Source organism: Arthrobacter ruber, from assembly GCF_002954225.1.
In the GTDB taxonomy this organism is placed as follows: Bacteria; Actinomycetota; Actinomycetes; order Actinomycetales; family Micrococcaceae; genus Arthrobacter_D; species Arthrobacter_D ruber.
This window is the reverse complement of record NZ_PPTH01000008.1, coordinates 16,159-42,180: the sequence shown is the minus strand read 5'-3', so window position 1 is coordinate 42,180 and position 26,022 is coordinate 16,159. Positions and strand designations below refer to the sequence as shown.

Below are 26,022 nucleotides of genomic sequence, written 5' to 3'. Positions count from 1 at the left end.
CTGCCTCGAAAATCCCCCCCTTATTCGGCGACACGAGTGCAGAGCCATGACACCACTTGGTCGGTATGTTCGCCGAGACGGGGAGGGGCTTGGGTGCGAGGTTTAAGGGGAGGCTCCCAGAGCGCGGGATGGCGTATCTGGTGGTCGGTGCTCACCCCTGCCGCATTCTCAAGGGCGATAGTGGGCTTCAGGCCGAGCGTTTCAGCGTAGGTCAGGCCCTCGTCTATTGTGGCGACTCGGCCCGCGGGTACACCCACCCGAGTAAGCCGGTCTTGCCACTGCTGGGTCGAAGCGGCAGCTAATAGGTTCTCCAGCAAAGGAACCAACTCGTCCCGATGTTCTACGCGGGCGCTGTTACTGGCGAAACGGTCGTCCCATGCTAAGGGCAGTGCGCCAAGTTCCTCCACGAAGCGGGCGAACTGGCCGTCATTACCGCACGCCACTGCAAGCGGTCCGTCTGCACACTGCAGGAGCTGGTACGGCACGATCGACGGGTGGGCGTTTCCCATCCGGCCCGGCACCTTCCCGGCTCCCAGGTATGACTGGCCCTGATTGGCCAGTGCTCCTTGCAGGCTGGACAGCAGATTCACCTCGATGCGACTGCCACGCCCAGTCCGTGCCCTGGCTTGGAGCGCGGCCAGGATGGAGATGGTGGCGTCTTTGGCAGTGAGTACATCGACGAGGGCGACACCAGCCTTGTAGGGCGAGCCCTCCGCGTCGCCGGTGATGCTCATCAACCCCCCAAGGGCCTGAACGATGAAATCGTAACCGGGGATGTCGCGGCCGCCGGCAGACCCGAATCCCGAGATGGAAACGTAGATCAGTTTCGGGTTGTCCGCCGACAGCGCAGGGTAGCCCAATCCGAACCGGTCGAGTCCACCTGGCTTGAAGTTCTCCACAAGTACATCGGCACGCAGAGCGAGTTCGCGCGCCAGATCCTGATCGTGCGGGTCGGCGATATCCAGGCACACCGATTCCTTATTGCGGTTCACGGAGTCGAAGTAGGTGGATCCCGTCGCGGACCACGGGGGCCCCCAGCTACGGGTGTCATCTCCCTCGCCGGGACGCTCTACCTTCACGACCCGCGCCCCGAGATCAGCGAGGGTCATCGTACACAGTGGTCCGGCAAGGACCCGTGAGAAGTCGGCGACAAGCAGCCCCTCCAGGGGCTGCTGCCCCGTCGTCGTATCATCGGCGGTGCCGGTGCTGCCTGATGGGTTGCTACACATCACGTATCTCTCCGATTACTGTTCGACCGCCCCGACCGGCACCTTCCAGTACCTGACGGTGATGATGATCTTGTAAAGCTCCCCTTCCCTCGAATTGCCCGCTGCAACTGCTGCCTTGTGAGCCTGACTGGCCTGAGGGGTCCGGAGAGCTCAGGGGTATAGGCCCCGTGTGCGGTGCGCATCGGCTACACGTTCGACCGCGGTCACGGTAGCTGCTTCCCGCAATGTCAGGCCGCGCGCGGCAGAACTATCCAGGAGGTGGTGCCATGCGGTGAGCATCCGGCGCTCCAGGCGTTCGTCCACTTCGGACGCTGACCACCAGTACGCCTGGTTGGACTGCACCCACTCGAAGTAGGAGACGATGACACCACCGGCATTAGCAAGGATGTCCGGAACGACAAGCACCCCCAGCTCCTTGAAAATCTGATCAGCGCCGGCCGTTGTGGGGCCATTGGCCCCTTCGACGATGATCTTCGCCTGAACGCGCCCGGCATTGTCACTGTGGAGAACGCCCTCGATGGCGGCTGGGATCAGCAGGCTAACGTCCAGCTCCAGCAGATCCGATGCTGGCAATGGCTCGGCGGCGCTGAAACCAACAACCGACCCCGTTCTGGCAATATGATCGTTCAGCGCAATGATGTCGAGACCACTGGCTGCATAAATAGCACCGTACTGATCCGATATAGCGACTACTCTGACTCCTGCCTGAGCGAGGAAAAGTGCGGCTCCTGCCCCGACCTTGCCGAAACCCTGCACCGCCGCTGTCGCTCCGGCAACCGGTATACCGCGGTGAGCGAGGGCCGCCAAGGCGATGTGGACGACGCCGGCTGACGTTGCGGAGGACCTACCCAGGGAGCCGCCCAGTGATACAGGCTTGCCTGTGACAACTCCGGGGACCGTGTAGCCCGAGGCGACCGAGTAGGTATCCATCATCCACGCCATGGTCTGCTCGTCCGTGCCGATATCGGGAGCTGGGATATCCCGTTCAGGTCCGATGACAGGCAGAATTTCGGACGTGTATCGACGCGTGACCCGCTCCAGTTCGCCCTGGGAGTATTTCCGTGGATCGATCCGGATTCCACCCTTGGCGCCGCCGTAGGGAACGTCAAGAAGGGCGCACTTCCATGTCATCCACATCGCCAGCGCGCGGACCTCGTCAAGATCCACCGCAGGTGAATAACGCAAGCCCCCTTTCGCTGGACCGCGGGAGAAGTTGTGCTGGACCCGATGACCGGTGAGAATCTCAACCGAACCGTCATCACGCCGCAGCGGAACGGACACCGTCAGCTCCCGTCGAGGCTGAGCCAAGAGCTGATGCAGCCCCTCCTCGTACCCCAAGGTCTTCACCGCCGACGCCAGCTGGGCCTTGGCATCGACGAGCGGACCGGCGCTCTGGGTACGATCAGGTTCCAGGGTGATCGGGACTTCTGTATCTGTCGTCATTGACTTACCTTCGCTGTGGTCTTGCTACGGACGTGATGCTTTGCGCAGAGGCGCCTGCGGATGGCATTCGGGGGAAAGGTGTCGATTCTTGAGGATCGCAGGCACGAGCAAGCAGCGATCCTCAGTTGACGGGGACCCACCGGGCCTACCAGTGAAGTTCGCGGATAAATGCAGCGATGTTCTCGATCTCACGCTCTCCGCGAGGGATACGGCCTGCAGAGGTGAACAAGCCATGGGCGTACCCGGGAAGGTGTAGGTACGTCACGGCTGTCCCTGCCTGCGAGAGTGCTGCGGCGTATCTTGCCCCCTCGTCGGCCAGTGGATCGTTATCGACAGTCAGCACATACGTGGGGGGCAGACCCGGAGGCAGATCTGCGAATGCGGGGCTTACCTCGGGGGCTGCGCGGTCGGTTCCTTCTGGCAGGTACTCATTGGCGAACCACGCCATCGTGTCCGCAACCAGAGGGAAACCTTCTCTTATTCGCTGATAGGACGGAGTCGAGAAAGTCAGGTCCGTAATGGGGTAGATCAAGACCTGGCCTAGGATCGGCAACGGGTTGGGGCTGGACGCGTTTTCATTGGTGAGTACCGCGGCGAGCTGGCCGCCGGCGCTGTCCCCCACCAGCACGAGGCCGGTGACCTCCACGCCATGCCCTAACGAGTTGGACGCCAACCACTGCACTGCGGCCCGGCAATCGTTGATGGCGGCTGGGTACCGGTGTTCGGGGGCAAGACGGTAGTCGACCGCGACGACCGGTAACCCAGTCAGGGTGGCGAGCCTGCGACACAGGCCGTCATGAGTGTCGAGACTCCCCATGATCCAACCGCCACCGTGAAAGAACAGCAGGACCGGAGTCGCCCCGGGGGTTGCTTGAGGTTGGTAAAGCCGTATGCCGAACTGCCCGATCTGGTGGTCGGAGACGTCGAAGAGGTTGTCAGGGCTCAGGCCGCTCTTCGCGCACCCGAGCTCATACTTCTCGCGGACTTCGGCGACGCTGTAGAGGTGGAACGAACGCCCTCCTGCCGCCCGGAAGTCCTGCAGGACCGCCGCCGCGTCCGCGGCGACGGTCCTTCCCGTCAAGGGGTCCAGCCAGTTCATTACCGGGCACCCTGCTCGGCTGGCTGCAGGTAGTCCTCCAGACGCAGGTCGTGGGTCTTACTGCGGTATTCCTCTACGGTTCCCGACCAGTTGTTGATCACGCGCCCGTCCTCGTTCTTGTACCAAGAGGAGCAGTCTGAGGAGAACGCCGACTTGGACAACTCCTCCTGCAGGTAGGTCGTAAACTGCTCGAGCACCTCCCGGCCAACCTCGAGCGCCGTCGAATTATGATCGGCAAGGTACCTGACAGCCTGGGAGATGTAGCGGTGCTGAGGTTCGAGCATCGACACGACGGAGTTGTGGTTCAGGTTCGTGTTCGGCCCGTATACCAGGAACAGGTTCGGGAAGTTGTCGACGGTGATACCGAGATAGGCCTCGGGTGCGTTCCCCCACCGCTGGTCCAGACTGATGCCGCCGCGTCCCGTGACACGGGTGGATCCGTGGAAGGCATGGCTCTTGAAGCCGGTCGCGTAGATGATGACGTCGAACTCGTGCTCGGCGCCGTCGGCCGTGCGGATACCGGTCGGGGTGACCTCGGCGATACGTTCTGTCACCAGCTCGACGTTGTCGCGGGTCAGAGCCGGGTAGAACTCGTCACTACGCAGGATGCGCTTGCAGCCGTAGTCGTAGTCAGGCGTGAGCTTGGCGCGCAACTCGGGATCAGTAATCTGCGCCTCCCGGTGCTGGCGGGCCAGTTCCACCCCTTCCTGATTAGCAGCTGTGTGCGCGCGAGTACGCTCGAATCCCGCTTCCCGAAGCTCATGGATGCTCTGGCGGAGTTCCCTGTAGGAATCAGGGTCCGCAAGGAACCGTTCAGTTTCTTCTTCGCTGAAGATGATCTGGTCGCGGGGCAGGATGTAGTTTGCGGAGCGCTGGAAGACGGTCAGTTCCGAAGCGACCTTCGCTACCTCGGGAACGTACTGAACAGCTGTAGCGGCCGACCCGATCGAGGCCACCCGCTTGCCCACGAGGTCAACATCATGACGCCAGTTCGCCGAATGGAAGGCAATGCCCTGGAAGGAGTCTGAACCTGGGAAAGCGGGAACATTAGGCTCGTTGAGCTGTCCCCATGCAGCAACGAGAGACCGAGTCAGGAACCGCTCTCCTCCGGCCGTTCGAACAGCCCAAATGAGCTGCTCTTCATCCCAGGTCGCTTCGGTGACGTTCTGGTTGAGGAGCAGGCGTTCATTGAGCCCGAACTCCTCGCTCAGTGCGTGAAGGTATCCCTGAAGTTCTTCCTGACCGGCGAACATGCGCGACACCTTGAGGTTCAGGAAGTAGCTGAAGCAGTAGATGACAGCCTGTGTGTCACAGGCGGCACCGGGGTAGGTGTTTTCACGCCAGACGCCGCCGACATCGTTGCCGCGTTCGAGGATCAGGAAGTCGTCGACTCCGTCCCGGACAAACTGGGCGCCCTGGCCCAAGCCGCCGAAGCCGGCGCCGATGATGATGGCACTGTAAATGTGATCAGAAGGTGAGGTCATGGCTCTGCTCATTTCTCAGAAGTAGGGGTGGGCAGTGATTAGGGAAAGGTGATGATTTGCCGAAGTGCCTGGCCGCTTTGGAGCGTGTCCATGGCGCTGTTAATGTCCTCGAGTCCGATGGTTGCCGAGACGAGTCCTTCAACAGCGAGGGCTCCGGAGCGCCAGAGTGCCTCGTAGACGGGGATGTCGTGTTCGGGTACCGCCGATCCGAGGTAACTGCCAACGATGGTGCGGGCTTCGGCGGTGAGCGCCAGAGGATCGATGGAGGCGGGCTGCCCGGGTGCCGGCAGTCCGACGGTCACCGTGATTCCTCCCGGTTTCGTGAGGCTGATGGCGGCTTCCAACGCTCGAGGGTGTCCTGCCGCTTCGATGACGGCATCGAATTTCTCCCCGCGGTCCATGGCCTCCTGCGAGGTCATGGCATCCGTTGCTCCCAGGGCTCGTGCGGAGTCGATTTTTGCAGGCAGGGTGTCGATGCCCACGACGTGTTCGACGCCTGTCGCCCGGGCAGTAATGAGAGCCGCCATTCCAACCCCACCCAAGCCGACGATCGCTACCCGGGATGAGGATGAGGGTTTGGCGACATTGAGGATTGCACCACCGCCTGTGAGAAGCGCACAACCCAACAGAGCCGCGATGTGCGCTGGCACATCGGCTCCTACCGGCACGACGGAACGTCGGGAAACAACAGCGTATGAGGCGAAACCTGACACACCGAGGTGATGGTTGATCGGCTCCCCCTTGACGGACAGCCGTCGTGCACCGCCGAGTAGAGTGCCAGCCCCGTTAGAGGCGCTGCCTTGCTCACAAGGCGTCTTGCCGGTGGAATGGCAACCAGGGCATTCCCCGCATCGCGGAAGGAACGTCATCACAACCCGCTGCCCGATGGCCAGGTCGCTAACGCCTTCACCCAGCTCCTCCACGAGGCCTGCAGCCTCGTGGCCCAAAAGCATCGGTACCGGCCTGGGGCGGTTCCCGTTGACGACGGAAAGATCGGAGTGACAAACGCCGGCTGCTTCAATCCGGACGAGGATCTCGCCAGGGCCAGGGCCCTCCAGCTCCAGGTCTTCCACCCGGATCGGGGTGCTGCCCGCATAGGGCATCTCAGCTCCAACGACCTCGAGGACGGCCCCACGAATAGTCCTTGTGGACAAGCTGCCCTGGTCGGCTGTGGTCCCCGTTTTGATCGTCATGATCATCCCCTTGCTAATGAAGTGCCGCTTTCCCCTGCTGGAACCATAGGAAGTCCCGTCATCGATCTCGGGTACGCTACCGGCAGGTCCCAAGCCGAAGAGGAATCGCTCCTCCGGCCACGGGCTTTCCATTGAGCATAGGGAAGAGCTCAGACCCTTTCTTGGTCGGACCATACAACCAGAATCTTTCCGCCGTACTTTTCGTCTAAGAAGTAGGTTGAAACCGGTTCCTGGAGTTGTGGCGACCCGAGTCCGACCTGGGTCCGACCTGGGTCCGACCTGGGTCCGACCGGGACGATCTTCTACTGTTCGCGCCCCAACATGTCGGAAGTACCCATGGCTCAGAGGCAGTACATGTCAGACGAATCCACTCGACCTGCAATATGGAGAGGTTGACCTGCCCAGGGTCTACACGGCAGAGTCTTCAGCTCTAACCCCGAATCTGAGTGGACGTCACCCATCTTTAGACGATAAGTACAAGAGGCTGTGCGCCTTGCATAACGTCAGGGTGCGGAATCCCGGTAGTTTGAGGAACACAGGGCGTCCAAGAACTGGGGGCTCCGGCCACGGCGGCGGCCATGATTCCCGATCGCCTCGGATTTCCCGTCGGGAACGTCCGATGGACCCCGTCGCACTCGAACGTGCTCGCTCTGTCGGGTGACCCCCGGCCATGCGAGCATCATCACAAGACGCGGGATGGCGGATTCCGCCGTACATCGCATTCCTTTCGCGCAGGTTCCCCATTTCCCGCCGCACGACGTACTGCCCGGATTCAGAGAGAAGGTTGCTAGATGACGATGACGGACATGACCCCAGTAGACTCCGGAATCCAGGAGCGCGTGCAGGACGTGCTGGCGAAGACCCCCACCGGTCTGCTGATCAACGGGCAGTGGCGCGCAGCTTCAGACGGTGGGACGTTCAACGTTGAGAACCCCGCCACCGAGGAAATCCTTGCGACGCTCGCATCGGCAACCCGTGAGGATGCCGCGGCCGCTATTGATGCCGCCGCTGAGGCACAGTCCTCCTGGGCCCGCACGCCGGCCCGGACTCGGGCAGAACTGCTGCGACGGTCCTTCGACCTGGTCCAGGAACGCGCTGACGACCTGGCACTTCTGATGACCCTAGAAATGGGCAAACCGCTGGCCGAGGCCGCAGGGGAAGTGAAGTACGGTGGTGAATTTCTGCGGTGGTACTCCGAAGAAGCGGCAAGGGACTACGGCCGCCATATGGAAGCTCCCGAGGGCCACCTTCGCATGCTCGTGTCCAAGAAGCCTGTCGGCCCTTGCTTACTCATCACTCCCTGGAACTTCCCACTGGCTATGGCTACCCGCAAGATAGCTCCAGCTATCGCAGCCGGATGCACCATGGTCCTGAAACCAGCCCGCCTGACACCGCTGACATCCCAGTATTTCGCGCAGCTCATGATTGAAGCAGGAATCCCCGCAGGAGTACTGAACGTTGTCTCCTCTGCCTTAGCGGCAGCCGTGTCCGAACCCATCATGGCTGACCCCCGCCTACGCAAGATCTCCTTTACCGGTTCAACCCCCGTCGGTAAGGCGCTCATGAAGGTTGCGACCGATAATGTGTTGCGCACGTCCATGGAACTCGGCGGAAACGGTCCGCTGATCGTCTTTGAGGATGCCGACCTCGACAAAGCCGTAGCGGGAGCCATGGCTGCGAAAATGCGCAACATGGGTGAGGCGTGCACGGCAGCGAATCGGCTGCTGGTGCACGAAACCATCGCTGATCAGTTCGTAGCCAAGCTGGCAGAGAAAATGAAAGCCCTTACTGTCGGCAACGGCCTCAATCACGGCATCAATGTGGGCCCCATGATTGAGGCGAAGGCCCGCGAATCGCTGGAGGCCTTGGTTCAGGACGCCGTCGACCGAGGTGCCAAGATCGTCGTCGGCGGGTCGCGCATCGATGGCCCCGGCCACTTCTTCGAACCCACCCTGCTCACTAACGTGCCAGCAGAAGCCCGAGTGCTGCGTGAAGAAATTTTCGGGCCGGTGGCACCGGTGGTGACGTTCTCCTCAGAGAATGAAGCAGTCGCTATGGCCAACTCCACCGAATATGGGCTCGCGTCCTACGTCTTCACCGAAAACATCTCCCGAGGATTGCGCATCGGAGACCGCATCGAATTCGGCCTCATGGGCCTCAACGTCGGTGTGATTTCCAACGCCGCAGCCCCCTTCGGCGGCGTCAAGCAATCCGGGCTGGGCCGAGAGGGCGGGGCGGAGGGAATCGCCGAGTACACCACCACCCAATACATCGGCATCGAAAACCCCTGGGATACGCTGCCGGCCGAGACTCCCCAATCCCGCCAGACGCGGGGCAACTGATGCTGATATCCAAGCGCGACACCACGCTGGATGCTGACCTAACGACAGTAGACCCAGGAGACCGGGTTGAAGCGCGGGAACTTCACAGCTCCACATCCATCACCGGCGACGTCGAACTGGTCGTACCGCAGCAGGGCATTTTATGGATACGCCACGGAGCCCTCAGGGAACGGAAGCTCCTCGACGTCGGAACATACCAAGTTCGCAGCCTGTCCCGCACCACTGCCTAATACCGTTCAGCACGAATGGAGAAGGCGTGAGCGGATCGCCGCCCGCCCAGCCCACTCGCTTCGGATAGGAGATTCAACCCCGGCACATTTGCTACCCCACGGAAGCTTCGAAGGAGACTCGGCATGACTAGTTGGCGGATCAGGGACTTCCACTCGGCGGACCTGGACGGGATTCTGCATCTGTGGGAGACCCTCAAGGCAGGCAATGTGGAGCCTGTCTATGCCCTTTCCGAGGTGCTCGCGTCCTGTGAAAAGGACCACGCCGTGGTGGCCGTGCAGGGCGAGCAGGTGGTGGGTGCCGCCGTGGGGCGGGCCGCACACGACCAGGGCTGGATCGTTTTCCTGGCTACTCTTCCCGAGTTCCGTGGCCGTGGTATCGGCACCTTGCTGCTGGCGGCGGTCGAGAACCGCATGGCCCCCCATGGGCTGAACAAGCTCTCGGCGCTGATGCCGGACGCGGAAACCAGGGTGGAAGCGTTCCTGGGCCGCGGCTTCGCGCTAAAGAAGAACCTGCGTTACTTCGAGCGCACGATCCCTGTGCAACGCCAGGAGCTCGGAGCGCTCGGCCAGCTCGGCGGGCGTGTCCTCGCCCGCGACCTCTGGGAGAATGTCGCCGGGATGCGCAAGGAGAAGGAACTGCTGGAACGCCGGCTGGTCCTTCCCCTTGCCGAAGCAGATCTGGCCGATGAATTCGGCGTAGTACCGCCGCGCGCAGTGGTCCTCTTCGGCCCGCCTGGCACCGGCAAGACCACCTTCGCCAAAGCGATCGCCTCCCGACTGGAGTGGCCCTTCGTGGAAGTGTTCCCCTCCCGCCTAGCAGCCGATCCCCAGGGACTGGCCGGGGCCCTGCGCGAGACCTTTTTGGAGATCACCGAGCTGGAACACGCTGTGGTGTTCATCGACGAAGTGGAGGAAATAGCTTCACGCCGGTCCGGCGAGCCACCCTCACCTCTGCAAGGTGTCACGAACGAACTCCTCAAGATCATCCCAGCCTTCCGCGAGCAACCCGGAAGGCTGTTGGTCTGCGCCACCAACTTCATCCGCGCCCTGGATACGGCGTTCCTACGGCACGGCCGGTTCGACTACGTCATCCCCATCGGCTTGCCCGACCGGCAGGCTCGAGAGGCCATGTGGCAACGGTTCATCCCCGCACCGGTAGTGGACGCCGTGGACGTGGCACTGCTCGTGGAACGCACACACGGTTTTTCCCCCGCGGACATCGAGTATGCCGCCCGGAATGCCTCACAGCGCGCTCTTGAAAAGGCCGTGTATGACGACGGCGGACTGGCCTCCGGACGCGCACTATCTATCCACGAGGCAGTCCGGAAAGGACCGGCCACACAGGATTACCTGGAAGCCATTGGGGAGACCCGAACAACCGTCAGCGATGAGGTTCACCAAGACTTCCTCGAGGACATCGAAACCCTCGGACGCATATAGAGGGTGCTGTGAGGGTGGCGCAACCTTCCTCAATAAGGTCAAGGATTTGACGGTCCGACCGGTTGGACGAGGTGAATGCGGGGTTGGAGCCCGAAGGACAGAGCTCAAAGCCGTCCACCTGTGGGTGAGCCGCCCGCCAGTCACTCAGTCCCGACGCGCGTGGACATAATCGAAGGTTATCGGCGATTTCACGAGCCAGGCGTCTGTCTGGAGGGCCACCGGCCACCGGCCAACGAGTCGCTCGAGGCCCAGCGCAGCAGCACCACACAGACCTCCATCAGCGACGTTGAGGATAGCGACACCGCCGAACGCTTCGACCTGCCCGGCGCCATCCTCGAAGACGAGCTCCTGGTGCAGGTCGCCACCGTCCAAAAGGACGATTTCACCTGCATGTCATGCTTCCCCGTGCACCACTAAACCCGGCTCGGACAGGAGAAGAACGGCGACAAATACTGCGCCGAATGCAAAGGCTGACAGCCGACCAGTTGGAGCGTCGCCACTCGATACCAGAAACCACCCGATCATCCGCCATCGCACACACTTCTTTTCCCCGACAGGACAGCCGAAAAGCTATCTTGGGCCGAGGCTTCGCGCTGAAGAAGAACTTGCGTTATTTCGAGCGCACCACCCCCGTGCAGCGCCAGGAACTCGGAGCGCTTGGGCAGCTCGGCGGTCGAATTCTGGCCCGCGACCTCTGGGAGAACGTCGCCGGTATGCGCAACGAGAAGGAACTGCTGGAACGCCGCCTGGTACTTCCCCTTGCTGAGGCAGATCTGGCGGATGAAGTTGGCGTGGTGCCGCCGCGCGAAGTGGTCCTCGTCGGCCCACCAGGCACCGGCGAGACCACATTCGCCAAAGCAATCGCTTCCCGACTGGAGTGGCCTTTCGTGGAGATGTTCCCCTCCCGCTTGGCACCCGACCCGCAAGGATTGCCAGGGGCACTGCGCGAGACCTTCGTGGAGATTGCCGAACTAGAGCATGCCGTGGAGTTCATTGACGAGGTGGAGGAGATTGCCTCGCACCGGTTATCGACCCGAGCTTATGGAGCCGGCAGGCCTCAGGGTCATAAAAGTAGGGTGGGTCATGTAGAGGTCCTCTGACCGGGACGACCAGTGCGCACTTTCATTCTCCATAAAACCTCGACCCCTCATCTGCCGATCGCGTATTGAACGCCGACGACTAGACCCTCTTTCGTGTAGAACCCTTTCGACTCAAATGGCTGTTAGGTCTTCTCTATGAAAGATGGGTTGCAGTGTCAACGGGAGGTTGCTTGTTCTGCCCCCAACTGGCGAGGAAAGGTAGTTTTCGGGTTGTCGGGGAGTCGGGTTGTGCCGTATAGACCACAAGGACTTGATCGACGGCTCGTGGTGATGTGACTGTCTCGATGTCGAAGGACAGTTCTCCGACCACGGGGTGCAGGACTCGTTTTGCTGCCGAGGTGTAGTCCTGCACGCTGTGGTCCTCCCACCACCGCGCTGCATTCGCGTCCCGTGTTGTCAATTCGTCGATCAGGGCGATAAGTCGTTCGTCGGCGGGGTGGCGGCCCAGTTCTCCACGGAGAGCGGCGATCGACGTCGCAGCGTATTGCGCCCAGTTCACGATGCGTTCCCGGGCGAGGGGGTCGAAGAACATGAACCTTGCCAGGGATGTCGACGGTTGGAGGCCTTCCAGGACTGCGGTGAGAAGCGTGTTGGTTGCCAGTACCTCTCCGCGGCGTCCCAGGACGAGGGCCGGCGCATGGTCCAGCGTCGTCATTAGTCTCAGTAGTCCTGGGTCGGCTTGCTGCAGGGCCACGGACACGGTTCGTGACTGGTTGGAAGGGTTGGCCAAAGCGAAGAGGTGCTTTCGTTCCACGTCATTCAGGCGCAGAGCTCGGGCCAACGCCTCGAGGACGCTGGTGGAGACGTTGGGCTGGCGTCCCTGCTCGAGGCGGCTGTAGTAGTCCGAACTCATGCCTGCCAGCACCGCGAGTTCCTCTTTGCGCAGGCCCGGTACCCGGCGTGGTCCGGGAAAGGCCTCGATACCGGCCGCAGTCGGGGTGAGGGCGTCTCGACGAGAGCGCAGGAATGCTCCGAGCTGTGTCCGATCGGCGATCATTTCCTCACTGTAGATCTCCTGGGCTGCCTGAACGTGGTCCTGCCATGCCCAGGTTGAGCGGGGTCTGGTCCGGGCGATCCGCTCGATCTACAACTGAAGGTATGACAACAAACACCACACCCACCACAGCGACTCCCCTCGACGGGCGAACTGCTCTTGTCACTGGTTCCACCAGCGGCATCGGAGCTGCCATCGCCGACACTCTGGCCGCAGCCGGTGCCCACGTCGTGGTGAGCGGACGCGACCGAACCCGAGGAGCGGAGGTCGCGGCTCGCATCAAGGAAAATGGTGGCCGCGCGGATTTCCTTCTGGTCGACCTGTCGGGTTCTTATGCAGAGATCCGGCACTTCGCGACGGAGGCCACAGCTTTGCTGGGAGGACGTATTGATATCCTCGTCAATAACGCGGGAATCTATCCTGCGACATCGACTGCTGACCTCGCTGATGACGACCTCGACGCAATGCTCGCGGTCAACATCCGGGCTCCTCACGTCCTGGCCGCTTCCATCCTTCCCGCCATGGCAGATACCGGTGGTGGTGTCGTAATCAATGTCGGTTCGTGGATGGCATCGGTAGGTAACCCCTTCGCCGCCCTGTACACGGCGACCAAAGCAGCCACCGAACAACTCACCAGATCCTGGGCCGCCGAGTTTGGCCCACACGGCGTCCGCATCAATACGGTCTCCCCGGGCGCGACTCTCACCCCGGGGAACGAAGCGGCCCGCGCGGTCCTCGACGCGATGACTGCCACGACTCCAGCTGGCGTGGTCGTCCAGCCGCAGGATGTAGCACAGGGCGTACTGTTCCTGGCATCTGATACCTCACGGATGATGCATGGAAGCATCCTCGCCATCGACGGCGGTATCTCCTCGACCCGTCCCGCATGACGTCGGCCCTGCCATGAACAGCGACAACCCACCCGACTACTTCTGAGACAGGGCACCCACCCATGATTACCATCTACTCCCCTTTCACTGCAGTGAGTACCGCCAACGACGTCCTTGAGGGCATCGACCTCACTGGCAAGAGAGCGATCGTCACCGGTGCTTCCTCCGGCATCGGCGTCGAGACCGCCCGTGCCCTCACACATGCCGGCGCCGACGTGACCCTCGCTGTCCGCGACCTTGACGCAGGGCACCGTGTTGCCGCGGACATCACCGGCACCCAGCCCGGCGCGATCGTCCATGTCTCATGGCTCGATCTCGCCAACATCGACTCGGTCGACCGCTTCGCGGACACCTGGTCGGACCCATTGCACCTGTTGATTAACAACGCGGGCATCATGATGACCCCGGAGCTGCGGACACCTCATGGTTGGGAATTGCAGTTCGCCACCAACCACCTCGGGCACTTCGCTCTCGCACACCGACTGCACAGTGCACTGGCAGCAGCAGGTGATGCCAGGATTGTGTCGTTGAGTTCCAGTGGGCACGGCATGTCCGACATCGTGTACGACGACTTGTTCTTCGATCGAAGGCCCTACGACGCAGGGCATGCTTACGGGCAGTCAAAGACGGCGAACGTCCTCTTCGCCGTCGAAGCCACCCGGCGGTGGGCTGACGACGGAATCATCGCCAACGCCGTCATGCCCGGCGGGATCTGGACCAACCTGCAACGCCACTGGAATCCTGACACCCTGGCCGCCGTCAAACGACAGGCCGCTACCGCCGGCTTCACGGCGAAAACACCGGAACAGGGAGCAGCAACGTCGGTCTTCGCAGCCGTCTCCCCGCTGCTCGATGGAATTGGAGGTAAATATCTCGAGGACTGCACAGAGGCCGCCGTCGTACCAGAAATCATCAACGGAACCCACGGTGTCCGCGCCTACGCCCTAGACTCCTATAACGCCACCCGGCTCTGGGACACATCCCTCGAACTACTCAACCAACACGCGCACAACCCCGTTACCTGACCGTAAAAGGATCATCAACAACCCATACCGATACGTTGTCTCCTCACGACCAGGACCAGGACCAAGGGTTGACCACTTCTTCCCGATCAAATGGTCGCTCGTACACCCTTCGGGCGACCATCTGGTATCCGTCAGGTTGAGGTGGTTTCGCCATAGACCTCACTAGTAGGCAAGCGCTCATGCCGCTGTGAAGTCTAATGACATCACATTCCGGCCCTATCTACCCTCTTACTCGTGAAAAGCCCCTCAGGAGTCCGTGAAGGGATGCGTTACCGGACGACTCTGCGGTTATCGCAGAGCTGCGATCCCGGCAAGTATCAGGTCGACGCCTGCGCGGAATTGCTCGCGATCGTCGTGCTCCGAGAGCATCTTTGCGATCCGCGCCAGAAAAGGGTACTCGTCTGCAGCAACCGTAGTGGCCCACTGGGCGGCGACCGCGCCGAGAAAAGCAGAGCGGTCCGCGTCAGGACCCGTGAGACGGGCGCCCGCTGCATACTGCCCCGCGACACCAAGGATGTGATGCACGAGCGCCGAGGTTGCGTCGAACTGGAACCCTTCCGGGACGTCGAGTGCCTCAAGTGACACACCGACACGGTTGAAGATCCGTAGGACTGCGGGTTGCCATGGTTCCGCGGCGAGTTGGGCACCGACCCATGGGTGAGCATCGATGGCGTCGAACACATCGAGCATCACGGCCCGGATCGCTTGCTCGGGCTCCACTTCGTCGTCACCGTGGTGCAGCGCGCCCGCGATGACCTCATCGGTAACAGCAGTCAGCAGTTCGCTCTTGCTCGCGACATGGTGATAGATCGCCCCGGCACCGGTGGACAAGTGAGCAGAAAGAGCGCGGAAGGTCAGCGCACGCTCCCCGGCCGCGTCGAGGATCTCGACGGACGCCTGGACGATCACGTCCCTGGTCAGCGGATTAGTGCGCCGATCGGCGCGCGGCTTGTCCTTCATCCCTACACCTTGACACATGTGGAATGCCGTTCCACACTTGCTTTGGAACGTCGTTCCATCACTTCGTCATCCGACCGGCCAAACTCCACGGGAAAAAGGACCTTCATGCTCAACACGAACCAGCCCGGTACCGTTCTCAGGTTCCAGGCCAAACCGGGGAAGGGTGACCGCCTGTTCGAACTGACGAACGACCTGCACTTCACCGGTGACCCGGACGGGCCCACCGACTGGGTCCTCTGCCGCACCGATGATGATCCGGACACGTTGTGGGCCTTCGAGTTCTACAGGGACGATGCGTCTTTTGAGCGCCATTTCTCCAACCCCGTGATCGATGCGAACCACGACGAGGTCATCGACCTGCTCGCCGCACCGCCGATGCGAGTCATCGTCCGTCCCGCCTTCTCCAGTTTCTCCAGCTGAACAACCAGCGGACAACGGACGCGCAGACCAGCTCGGCAGCTGGCCTTAGGAAAGGCATTCGCCACCGAAATTGCGTTTCCTCCCGGGCTCTTGCACGTCCGGCAGGCTCGCTGGCAGCGTTGTTTAGGGACTGTCACCCACCTGCGCAGCAGATCCCTGGGCAGAGTCTTAGCTTGGCTGACGACTATCTGGTTGTGCGTTCATGAAGTTTGTAGTCATGCAGATGTTCGGGGGATCTGCTTGGAGAACTCCTTCTTGAAAAGAACTTCCTCGCCGTTGTGCGTGATCACCGTATGGTGCAGTAGGTAGCGGTCCGGCGTTGCCGTCACCGTAGCGCAGGTCCAATCCGTATCTTCCAATCATCGCGTTCCATGCTGATCTTCCACTGCGAATGGGCTGCTGCGGACATCGGGGCGTCCTCCTGGATCCGGTATGTCTCCACAGCTTCCTCTCCGTAACGCAGCCCGTCAGGGTAGATCTGGTTACCGCCGAAATTCGGGTCGGCGATGAGCGTCCAGGTGTCGTCTTCGAAGTATGCGGCGGTGCCAGGGTGTATGGAACATCAGAATGGTGGGACATGTACGTCAGGCCAAACGGTCGGCTTCGGTCGATGGGTGAGGACTCCGCCCGTTTTCCGGAAAGCAGATCCTCCCGCTGAAGGGTCAGGTAAAATAGGGATCCTCAGCCCTTTGAGCGTGGAGACTGCTTGCTCAACTACCGGTTTTTGTAGCTGGCTCGTGGGCTCCAACGTCGATGACCGTCGCGTAGGTCGCGGTGAATCCCGCTGCGGAGATCTGCACCCGTATCTCGCCTGTCGTGGTGGCGCGCACGATAGCTAGAGCGTGGCCGTCGAAAGTCTGCGTAGTCATCCCGTTGTAGAGCGTCGCTGTTTTCGGATTTGCGCTCCCCAGCGCCTGTAGAACGCCTGCACCAGATACGGAGACGTTGACGTCGGTGTCATTTTGAACGAGCACTGTTCCGGCCTCGTCGAGGATTTCAATGTCGAGGAAGACGAGGGAACCTGGCACGACGGTCTCGTGTGCCGGGTCTATGGTTGCCAGGATTGTTGGTGAGCTGACAGCTGAATTAAGGGAATGCCGGCCCTGCTCGGAATCACCGGTGTAGGCGACTGCTGTGAGTTCGCCTGGTTCGTAGGGAACGGTGAATGCCGTCCGGTAGCGCTGGTCCGGTCCGGAACACTTCCTGTCGATGACGCGGCCATTGAGTAGGAGTTCGACTTCGGCCGCATGGCTGTACACCTCGACGACGAGTTCGCTTCCCGTATCAACGTTCCAGGCCCAGCTTGACACGTTATCGGTCCAGGCCCACGCGCTGGGGAACGGCCCTGTTGCAGTGTTACCGGGCCTTAGAACGGCTATGTAGGGTGCGATACGGCGCCCGAAAACAATCTCCCGGTAGTAGGAGGCGGGCCGGCGATGACCGGTAATGTCGATGTCGCCGCACCATGCAGCGATCCAGGGGTACGACGCTGAGAGACCGTCGTCGGACACAGGCGCGGAGCGACCGATGCCGACTTCTCCCAGGTAGTCCCAGCCAGTCCAGGTGAAGTCGCCCAGGACCTGAGGGAGCTTTTTGACCAGTGCCCAGTTACGGTCGATGTTCCATGGGTACGTTTCTGTCCCGATGATGAGGCGGTTGGGGAATTGCTTTGCGTCTTGTTCATAGCGGACATCGAGATAGTTGAGGCCTGCGATGTCGAGCAGTCCGAAGCTTTCCTCGGTCTTTTGCGTGACGAGATCAGAACTGCCGATTGCGTTGAAGTAGTCATTGGCGGTCGTCATGATCGTGTTGATCCCCATGGCTTCTAGTGCACCTCCGGGGCCGTGTTCGGTCGAGAGCTGCTTCAGGTCGCTCATCACGGCGAGAAGGCCGTTCACCCCATTAGTGATGTAGCGGGTGGGATCCAGGCGACGCAGTTCTTCGGCAAGGTGTCGACCAGTGATGCCGCCAGCTGGAGAACCCGTCTCGGGTATCTCGTTACCGATGCAGTACATGATGACGCTGGGATGGTTGCGGTCCTTTTCGACCATGGACAACAGGTCTGCCTGCCACCAGGTCGGGAATGCCAGACCGTAGTCAAACCCGGACTTGGTGGATGTCCACATATCAAACGTTTCATCCATGACATACATGCCGATCCGATCGCAGGCTTCCAGAAGAGCCGTGCTGATGGGGTTATGGGCTGATCTAATGGCATTGAATCCTGCCTCCTTCAGGATGCGTACGCGCCGCTCGTCGGCGTCCGTGAAAGTTGCTGATCCGAGGATCCCGTTGTCGTGATGCAGGCATGTGCCACGAAGTTCGACCGTCGTTCCGTTGATGCGTAGCCCGTGGATGGGATCGAGTTGCAGCGTGCGGATCCCGAAATGCTGATGAACTTCGTCGAGAACGGGTCCATCGTGCGCTCGAACGACCACCGTGGCGGTGTAGAGCTGTGGTGTCTCGGCGCTCCATGGATTTGGGTTTTGGACGTACAGGCGTTGGCGGGAGGTTGCCGGTTGCCCTGGTGCTGCGGTTGTTGGTACTGAGCCGGAGGCGACAATCGTTCGGTCGTCGGCCATGATCGTGACGTCGATATGGGCCGTAGCGAGGCGGGAGGAGAGGGTAGCGACTGTTGCCGATACCTCGATTACGGCAAGGCTCGGCTCCATGTCGAGCGTTGTGATGGTGAGGCCATTCGGCACGATGTGGACTTGATCGCCTTGTAGGAGCCACACGTTCCGGTAGATTCCGGCGCCGGTGTACCACCGGGAGTCCTCGTGGGCGCGGGCTTCGACGAGTATCTCGTTGTCAGCATCAAATTTCAGGTACGGGGTCATGTCGATGGTGAATGCTGCATACCCTGAGGGGCGCTGACCGGCGAAGGCGCCATTGATGTAAACCATGGCATCGCGGTACACCCCCTCGAATTCCAGCAGGAGTCGCTGATTGCGTGCCTCGTCGGGCAGTGTGAGTGAGCGCCGGTACTGCACGGTGGCGCTGGGGAAGAACGCGTTTGCCGGCCGCCCCTCGACGGTGCGGTCCCGTCCGATGAGAGCGTCGTGCGGCAGGGTGACATCTTCATAAACCGCAGCCGGCGAGGAGACTTCATCGAACGGGTTGATCTTCTCGCGCATCTGCCAGCCGCTGTTGAATGACGTTTTCTTCATCGCGTTCTCCTACCTTCGGGGTGAGTCACCGTAATGGTGGTCTTGGGATCAGTGCCAGCTTCGTGCAGGACCGTGGAAACCAGGTGAATGAGCCTTGCGGACGGTAGGGGCGACGGTGGGTGAGGGCTTTGCCCACCCGCCCGGTAGGCAAGATCTTCTGTTCCGACGAGGTTTAGGGGTATGAGGGCCTTCGCATTTCGAGCGTGCAGGTCGTCTGTCCGGCGAGGATCCTTGCGTAGCTGTGTTTGGGTGGTCTGGGTGCGATGGAACCTGAGTTCAGGTGCTGCTGGCAGTGACAAGGGTCGCTCGACGTCCAGAACTTACTGTCGGCTGAGTGATAGCTTTGTGTTCCTCGACGAGGATCTTTACGAGGTTTGACACCGTGGCTTGTGACAGTCCTGTACGTTTGGCAAGTTCGCGTTGTGTGGCCGGTCCGTTATCGTGCAGGTCACTGGCGAGCGTTTGTAGATTGCGTGCCCTGAGGGCTTGCTGCGACCCTGACCCGTACCGGTGGTCATCTGTCTGTCGGGAATAAGTGGGACGAGTAACGGTCATCATTGTCCCTAAGTAATGGCAGCAGGCACTGATACGCCGACCGCACCGACAGAGGACTCAGTGGGCGTCGTACGTGCGGCAGCTGTGGCAGGTGCCGTGATGGGTACAGTTCCGTTACGACGCCGGGGACCGTCGAGTTGGCGGAGGAATGCATTGGATTCCGCTTGGCGTGGGTAATCCGCAGGTGTTTTGACGCATTCAGGGCACCAATGTCCACCGGTGAGGATCAGGCGCGGGCTTCCCTGAAAGGTGTGACCCTCATGGCATGCCCACTGCAGGGGTGTGCTGGTGTCGCCGGTGATGAAGGTTTGGGCCACCAGTGTCCCGCCTCGGAAGTTTGCAGCCCCGCGAAGGTCTTCTACCGACCATGTGGCCGGTGGTTTTGTTTCGTCGTACCCGTGGTCCAGGTAGGTGGGGGTGCGGTCGGGGTGTGGAGGCCAGAAGGTGTCCCACCCGCCGATAGCTTCCCAGTCAGCGCGTGAGCCGAAGTACGCGTTGATACGGTCCTCATCATTACCCTTGATCCAAGCCATGGTCCCGCGGGGGTGCAGGGTGATCGGCTTCATGATGTAGTTTTTCACGAGCCACGCAGGAACCCGGCCGGCCAGCCGGGTTGTGATGGAGGCCGTCCGGATCTCGCGCTGAAGAGCTGTTGCGAAGGAGTCCTTACGGAAGGGGACAAGCTTTTCGAGGATGTCTGAGTCGGTGTACCACTGTCCGTGGAAGTTTTTGGTGGCGAACCAATTCCGTTCGAACCATTTGCGGGGGTCCCCGACACCGAGCTCACCCATGAGGGCAATCTGTAGCTCCCAGTTCGTCAGGCGCCAGTCCTCTCCCCCACCAATGTTGTAGATGCGGTTCCAGAACTCCTCGGGGACGTCGTCCTCGCAGATGTTCGCCAGGAGCCGGACGGCATCGTCGACGGACACCCATTCCATGACCCCGTCCAGCGGGGTGTGAGTCATGATCGCGTCGCGGATGGACAGAAGACCGCCGTGAAAGATACCGGTCTGACGTAGCCACGCCCACCGCGGGAGCCCCGAATCGACGAGTTCGCGTTCAGCGATGATCTTGCTCTGCCCGTACTCGTCGTACTGGGCTACCCGGATCGGATCGCCGATCCGTCCCCAGTGGTGCGGGGGGTTTCGGTCCCCCGTTTCGGCGATCGAGCCGATCATGACGACCGAAACGGTGTCAGGCTGGGGTTGGGCTTTCACGGCCCGGATGATGTTGCGTGCCCCGCCGACATTGACTCGATGCGTGAGCTCGGGGTTGTCGTCAGCCAGTGGTGAGACGACGGCACCTGTGTGCAGGATGTAATCGGCGCCCTCTACGCACTGAGCAACAGTGCTGTAGTCAGTGAGGTCCCCGAAGACGACCGTGAGATTGTCCATGTCTTCGAATTCGCGGATCGCCTCAATGTCCTTCGGGGTTGGCAGCACCAGGGCGACGATGTCGAACCGGTCGCTTCGTTCCCTGAATTCGCGGAGAATGACTTTCCCCCAGTTACCGGTCGCCCCGGTGAGAAACACCTTCTTACTTACAGGGGTACGCCCCCGGACCCGGTGTTCACCGGCCGAGCTGATCATGATGCTGTTTCCAACTGGTCGGACTTTGGGGCGCGGCTGAGCTCCATCAACTGCTCGAGCATTTCGGCCGGGAACGCTCCATTGGTGAAGGCCAGGAACTGTTTCATCGGCATGGATTCGACCATCTTCAGGCCCTCTGGGTTATCCGCTGCCTGCGCGGCCTGGTCCTCCGACATGCCAGCAGTGAGACCCTGCATGAGAGCCGGACCCACCACGTCGTGCGCGAACCAGTCACCGACCGTGGATTGCATCGTCAGCTCACGCACGACCGTGTCACCGGAGAGGGTGATCTGCTGTTCGGCGACGATCTTGGAGACGGTTTCCCCGATCTGGATCGTGTACTGGCCAGCGGGCACGACCCACCGGTCATGTTCGATGTCCCAGTAGGCAAAAGCCCGTCGGTCCAGGGGCAGGTCCACGGTCGATGTTTCCTCAGGCGCCAGGTTGACCTTTGCGAATGCGCGCAGCTCCCTGGCCGGGCGACGGACGGGACCGGTCTCGGTGGCGACGTACAGTTGGATCACGTGCTTGCCGGCCACGGAACCGGTGTTCGTCACGGTGACACGGGCGACCGCGGTGTCCTCGCCCGTGACGTCGACCTGGACGGACTCCGTGCGGAAAGTCGTGTAGCTCAGCCCGTGACCGAAGGGGTACCGGACCGGCATCTGCGCGGTCTCGTAGTACCGGTATCCGACCAGGACGCCCTCGCCGTAACGCACGTGGCCCTGCTCACCGGGGAAGTTCATCCAGCTCGGGTTGTCCTGTACTTGCAGGGGAATGGTTTCAGCCAGGTGCCCGGACGGGTTGACGGCACCGAAGAGAACGTCGGCGATTGCGGCTCCGCCGGCCTGCCCGAGGAGCCATCCCTCCAAAATACCGTCGACGTCGTCGTGCCAACCCTCGAGGGTGACTGCGCCTCCGTTCGACAGGACGACGACGGTACGGGTACCCGTCGCGGCGATGTCGCGGATGAGCTTCTGCTGATCCTGCGACAGCTCCATCGTCTCCCGGTCGAACCCTTCGGATTCCTCCGAGTCCTTCAGACCGGCGAAGACGACAGCGACGTCAGCCGCACCGGCAGCTTTGACGGCGTCGATGTGCAGCAGTTCCGGTTCGTCCACCGACGTGACCAGAGTGAATCCGGGTGAGTAGCTGACGCTTGCGCCACTACTGGCCGCCGTATCGCTGATGGCCTGCAGGGCGGAGTCCAGGCGGGTCGGATTGATGTGCGAGCTGCCGCCACCCTGGTAACGGGGCGTATCGGCGAAGGCTCCTACCACGGCTACGCTCTGCCCCTTTTTCAACGGCAGGATGTCGTTGTCGTTCTTGAGGAGCACGATGCTGTCAGCTGCGAGTCGTCGGGCTAGATCGTGGTGCTCATCAACGTCGAATGCTTTTCCCTCATCGTGAGGCAGCTTCGTCAGTTCAAGGATCCGCGCCGCCGAGGCGTCCACGAGTGCTTCATCGAGGGAGCCGTCGGCAACCGCTGTGACAATCTGGTTGTCGGTGGCACCGCCACTGCCCGGCATCTCCAGGTCCATACCGGCTGCGACTCCGTCGACCCTGTCGCTGACCGCACCCCAATCGGATACGACCGCACCCTGGAAACCCCACTGCCCGCGCAGGACTTCGGTGAGAAGCCACTTGTTCTGGGAGGCGTAGATGCCGTTGACCTTGTTGTAGGAGCACATGACGGTCGCCGGGGAAGCCTCGGTGACGACACGCTCGAATGCGGGCAGGTAAATCTCGCGCAGGGTGCGTTCGTCGACGTCGGCACTGATGCGCATCCGTTCGTGTTCCTGGTTGTTGGCAGCGAAGTGCTTCACCGAAGCCCCTGGGCCTTCGTTCTGCAACCCGTTGACGTGCGCGGCCCCCAGAACGCCCGAAATGAGGGGATCTTCGGAGTAGTACTCGAAGTTCCTTCCACACAGGGGCGAGCGTTTGATGTTTACTCCCGGCCCCAGCACGACGGAAACAGCGAAGGACCGAGCCTCACGGCCGATAGCAGCCCCAACCTGGCGGGCGATGTCAGGGTCCCAGCTCGAACCCACGGCAACCGCCGGCGGGAAGCATGTGGAGGGAAGACTGTCATTGATGCCCAGATGGTCCGCGTCTCCGGCCTGACGGCGAATCCCGTGCGGCCCGTCGGTTAGGACGATCGCCGGGATGCCGTGCTCGGGCACATCCTGGCTACTCCAGAAATCCCGGCCCGAGAGCAGGGACGCCTTCTGTTCTAGGGTCAAATCTGAGACGACAGCCGCGGTAGCAGAAGTGTCAGTGGCGATCTGGTTGTCGGCGGTGTTCTCGGTCATCAGTGACTTCCTTCTAGTGCCCCGGAGGTGAGGGCGTCCGCTAGGGTGGCGCGCAAAGTGGTGGGGATATTCGGGACATGGAGTTCGAGCGTGCCCACCAAGTCATTGACTGTGATGTTTGCTCCGTCCGCTGACTGTCCGTCGAGCGGAATCCCCGGAACGACCGCGGCTAAAGCGGTGGTGAGGGCCCGCCACGCTTCGGGATCAGCTGCGATGGTGCCAAGGCTTGAGTCCAGGTTGTACACGGGCCGCTGACCGAAGCCTGCGGGCAGGTCATAGGTCCATGTGTGCTGGCCTGCGGGAACCTCCAGCGCTGGTTCCTCACTCAAGGGCAACTCAACCCGGGCAGTCACTCCGGCAGGGAGGTCGATGATGAGGTTGATAGCGCCGTCACTGATCCGCCAGTCCACGCTGATGGGTCCGTGATCGGTATCAAGCGATGTGGAGGCGTGGGTGAGACCTCCGCCGGGCTTCGGCGCGATGAGTACCTTCTGGTACCCGGCCTCAAGGGCGGATAACCCGCCGACGACCCGGTGCATCCAGTCCGCGACAGCACCGAGGGCATAGTGATTCAGCGACGTCATGCCGGAGGGGTTGATCGTGCCGTCCGGGCGCACCGAATCCCAGCGCTCCCAGATCGTCGTCGCCCCCATCGTCACGGGATACAGGAACGACGGGCATTCGGTCTGCATGAGCAGCCGGTAGGCGGTATCGAGCTGACCGGTGCTGGTGAGCGCGTCGGTGACCAGCGGGGTGCCGGCGAACCCGGTGGAGATTTTGTAGCCGGCGGCTGTAGTAAGAGCAGCCAGCCGTTCCCCTGCCCGCTGCTTCTGGTCGCCGTCGAGGATCCCGAAGGAGATCGCCAAGGCGTAGGCGGTCGCTGACTCATTGACGATCCGGCCGGCGCCGCTGACGTATTCGTGCTGGAAGGCAGCACGGACCCTCGCGTTGAGGTCACGGAAGCGGGCTGCGTCCTCGGCGTGTCCGAGCAGGTCAGCTGTGTCAGCCATTTCACGGGTGGTTTTGCAGAAGTATGCGGAGGCGACCAGGTGGCTGTCGGTCTTGCCGCCGGACGGGTTGTCCATCGGTGCGTCCGGGTCCAGCCAGTCACCGAACTGGTAGCCGCTTCCCCACAGCCCGGTTTCATCCAGGCGTGACTCGACGTCAGTGATGAAGGTTCTCATGGCGTTGTAGTTCGTGCGAAGGATCTCCAGATCCCCGTACTGCTGGTACATGGTCCAGGGCAGACTAACGATGACATCTCCCCACAGGGCGGTCGGGGTGACCGGGGAGTTCAACACGTCGGGGATGACGAAGGGAACACCGCCGAGCTCGGTCTGTTCGAGGCGGACGTCCTCGAGCCAGGACCCGAGCATGCCGCGCACGTCGTAGAGAAAGCTTGCGGTAGGGCAAAAGGCGTTGATGTCCCCGGTCCAGCCGAGACGTTCGTCGCGCTGCGGGCAGTCCGTGGGGACGCCAACGAAGTTATCGCGCATGGACCAGACGACGTTGGAGTGCAGCTGGTTGATCAGCTCGTCCGATGTGCTGAACCAGCCGGTGCGTCGCATGTCGCTGTGCACGACGACACCGGTCACCGCATCCTGGGTGAGGGTGCCTGGATATCCGTTGATTTCTGCATAGCGGAAGCCGTGGAAAGTGAACCGGGGCTCCCAGGTTTCAGTGCCCGTGCCGGCAAGGGTGTAACTGTCGGTGGCTTTCGCCGTGCGGATCGTTTCGGTGTCGATCTCCCCGTCGATCATGACCTCCGCATGCCGGAGCGTGATGACGGTACCGGCGTCCCCTTCAGCGCTCAACCGCACCCAGCCGGAGATGTTTTGGCCGAAGTCAACGACGGTCTTCCCCGAGGGTGTCGTGATGATCTCAGCCGGGCGTAGTTCCTCGGTGCGGGCGATCGGTGGGCCAACAGGGTCGACCAGGGCCGCGGTGTCCCAGGTGAAGGCGACGGCTGCCTGCCAATCAGTGTCGTCAAAATCCGGGGTATCCCATCCCGTTGGCTCCAGGCGCGCATCGAAGTGCTCGCCGTCGTACAGGCTGTTACCGCGTACTCCCCCGGTGCCGACCCTGAACTGCTCATCGGTTGCGATGGTTTCGGTCCGGTCGCCGTAGTCGAGGTCGAGCTGCATCAGCAGGGCCGGCTTGTCGGAGTAGTGGTTGCGTTTGCCGTGGAAGCCAAGAGTCCCCAGCGCCCACCCCTCACCGACGACAGCCCCGACCGTGTTGGTGCCTTCAATGAGAAGAGCAGTGATGTCGTGGGTGCTGACGTTGAGCCGGTGCCGGTAGGACGTCCACCCAGGTGCCAGTACCTCCGTGCCGACTCGTGTCCCGTTCAGGTGCGGATCCACGACTCCAATAGCGGTGACGCGGAGTGTCGCCCGTTGGAGGCCGGATGAGACCTGGAAGTCGCGGCGGAAGTACGGGGCGGGGTCGCCGTCCTGGTCTCCAACGCGGAACGGGGCGGTAATGAAGGAGGTGTTTTTCACGGGTGTGGCGCCCGCGGAGTACTGGCTGGTCACGGTGGTGGCCTTT

The 26,022-nt window shown here is 61.7% G+C and carries 18 protein-coding genes and 1 pseudogene; 7 read left to right on the top strand and 12 right to left on the bottom strand.

Going from position 1 to position 26,022, the window contains the following annotated elements; all coding sequences use genetic code 11:
* Positions 1-20: 20 nt before the first annotated feature.
* The 5 genes from CI785_RS00935 to CI785_RS00915 form a co-directional block, all read right to left on the bottom strand.
* Positions 21-1,229 (bottom strand): CaiB/BaiF CoA transferase family protein, encoded by a 1,209-nt coding sequence (locus CI785_RS00935; protein ID WP_105030232.1) that lies wholly within the window; start codon positions 1,227-1,229, stop codon positions 21-23.
* 150 nt (positions 1,230-1,379) lie between these two features.
* Positions 1,380-2,672 (bottom strand): Glu/Leu/Phe/Val family dehydrogenase, encoded by a 1,293-nt coding sequence (locus CI785_RS00930; RefSeq protein ID WP_105030231.1) that lies wholly within the window; start codon positions 2,670-2,672, stop codon positions 1,380-1,382.
* Between the two features lie 145 nt (positions 2,673-2,817).
* Positions 2,818-3,771 (bottom strand): alpha/beta hydrolase, encoded by a 954-nt coding sequence (locus tag CI785_RS00925; RefSeq protein WP_105030230.1) that lies wholly within the window; start codon positions 3,769-3,771, stop codon positions 2,818-2,820.
* The gene (locus tag CI785_RS00920; protein ID WP_105030229.1) at positions 3,771-5,255 is read right to left on the bottom strand and encodes a flavin-containing monooxygenase; all 1,485 of its coding nucleotides are present in this window, start codon (positions 5,253-5,255) and stop codon (positions 3,771-3,773) included. Before CI785_RS00920 ends, CI785_RS00925 begins: the two co-directional genes overlap by 1 nt.
* A gap of 38 nt (positions 5,256-5,293) precedes the next feature.
* Positions 5,294-6,448, bottom strand: coding sequence for an alcohol dehydrogenase catalytic domain-containing protein (locus CI785_RS00915; protein WP_105030261.1), 1,155 nt, complete (start codon positions 6,446-6,448; stop codon positions 5,294-5,296).
* A 791-nt stretch (positions 6,449-7,239) separates the two neighbouring features.
* Between CI785_RS00915 and CI785_RS00910 the strand changes: the two genes are divergently transcribed.
* The 4 genes and pseudogenes from CI785_RS00910 to CI785_RS00895 form a co-directional block, all read left to right on the top strand.
* On the top strand, positions 7,240-8,790 hold the full coding sequence (locus CI785_RS00910; RefSeq protein WP_105030228.1) for an NAD-dependent succinate-semialdehyde dehydrogenase: 1,551 nt from the start codon (positions 7,240-7,242) through the stop codon (positions 8,788-8,790).
* A 353-nt stretch (positions 8,791-9,143) separates the two neighbouring features.
* Positions 9,144-10,460 carry an ATP-binding protein gene (locus tag CI785_RS00905; RefSeq protein WP_105030227.1) on the top strand — a complete coding sequence of 439 codons (1,317 nt, stop codon included), beginning with the start codon at positions 9,144-9,146 and terminating at the stop codon, positions 10,458-10,460.
* A gap of 159 nt (positions 10,461-10,619) precedes the next feature.
* Positions 10,620-10,877, top strand: coding sequence for a DUF4193 family protein (locus CI785_RS17410; RefSeq protein ID WP_338064866.1), 258 nt, complete (start codon positions 10,620-10,622; stop codon positions 10,875-10,877).
* Between the two features lie 149 nt (positions 10,878-11,026).
* Positions 11,027-11,485 (top strand): annotated as a pseudogene (locus CI785_RS00895) (AAA family ATPase); the annotation flags it as partial.
* A 208-nt stretch (positions 11,486-11,693) separates the two neighbouring features.
* Here the strand turns inward: CI785_RS00895 and CI785_RS00890 are convergent.
* Entirely contained in the window at positions 11,694-12,557 is an 864-nt protein-coding gene (locus tag CI785_RS00890; RefSeq protein ID WP_105030225.1) for a helix-turn-helix transcriptional regulator, read from the bottom strand.
* Positions 12,558-12,658: 101 nt separating this feature from the next.
* Here CI785_RS00890 and CI785_RS00885 point away from each other — a divergent pair, with 101 nt between their 5' ends.
* Both CI785_RS00885 and CI785_RS00880 read left to right on the top strand, forming a co-directional pair.
* A complete protein-coding gene (locus CI785_RS00885) occupies positions 12,659-13,444 on the top strand; it encodes an SDR family NAD(P)-dependent oxidoreductase (RefSeq protein WP_105030224.1) in 786 nt (261 codons plus the stop codon).
* Positions 13,445-13,536: 92 nt separating this feature from the next.
* Positions 13,537-14,469: an SDR family NAD(P)-dependent oxidoreductase gene (locus CI785_RS00880; protein ID WP_240614929.1), complete on the top strand. Its 933-nt coding sequence runs from the start codon at positions 13,537-13,539 to the stop codon at positions 14,467-14,469.
* Positions 14,470-14,757: 288 nt separating this feature from the next.
* Here CI785_RS00880 and CI785_RS00875 read toward each other — a convergent pair whose 3' ends face one another.
* On the bottom strand, positions 14,758-15,429 hold the full coding sequence (locus CI785_RS00875) for a TetR/AcrR family transcriptional regulator (protein ID WP_105030222.1): 672 nt from the start codon (positions 15,427-15,429) through the stop codon (positions 14,758-14,760).
* Between the two features lie 105 nt (positions 15,430-15,534).
* Between CI785_RS00875 and CI785_RS00870 the strand changes: the two genes are divergently transcribed.
* Positions 15,535-15,849, top strand: coding sequence for a putative quinol monooxygenase (locus tag CI785_RS00870; RefSeq protein WP_105030221.1), 315 nt, complete (start codon positions 15,535-15,537; stop codon positions 15,847-15,849).
* A gap of 710 nt (positions 15,850-16,559) precedes the next feature.
* Here CI785_RS00870 and CI785_RS00865 read toward each other — a convergent pair.
* From CI785_RS00865 to CI785_RS00845, 5 genes are all read right to left on the bottom strand, one after another.
* Positions 16,560-19,019 carry a glycoside hydrolase family 2 TIM barrel-domain containing protein gene (locus tag CI785_RS00865; RefSeq protein ID WP_105030220.1) on the bottom strand — a complete coding sequence of 820 codons (2,460 nt, stop codon included), beginning with the start codon at positions 19,017-19,019 and terminating at the stop codon, positions 16,560-16,562.
* A 276-nt stretch (positions 19,020-19,295) separates the two neighbouring features.
* Entirely contained in the window at positions 19,296-19,574 is a 279-nt protein-coding gene (locus tag CI785_RS00860) for a MarR family transcriptional regulator (RefSeq protein WP_105030260.1), read from the bottom strand.
* 8 nt (positions 19,575-19,582) lie between these two features.
* The gene (locus tag CI785_RS00855) at positions 19,583-21,163 is read right to left on the bottom strand and encodes an NAD-dependent epimerase/dehydratase family protein (protein ID WP_105030219.1); all 1,581 of its coding nucleotides are present in this window, start codon (positions 21,161-21,163) and stop codon (positions 19,583-19,585) included.
* Positions 21,160-23,475 (bottom strand): glycoside hydrolase family 3 C-terminal domain-containing protein, encoded by a 2,316-nt coding sequence (locus tag CI785_RS00850; protein ID WP_105030218.1) that lies wholly within the window; start codon positions 23,473-23,475, stop codon positions 21,160-21,162. The genes CI785_RS00855 and CI785_RS00850 overlap by 4 nt, the downstream gene beginning before the upstream one ends.
* Positions 23,475-26,009, bottom strand: a complete 2,535-nt coding sequence (locus CI785_RS00845) for an alpha-L-rhamnosidase (protein ID WP_240614928.1) — start codon at positions 26,007-26,009, stop codon at positions 23,475-23,477. Before CI785_RS00845 ends, CI785_RS00850 begins: the two co-directional genes overlap by 1 nt.
* Positions 26,010-26,022: the final 13 nt, after the last annotated feature.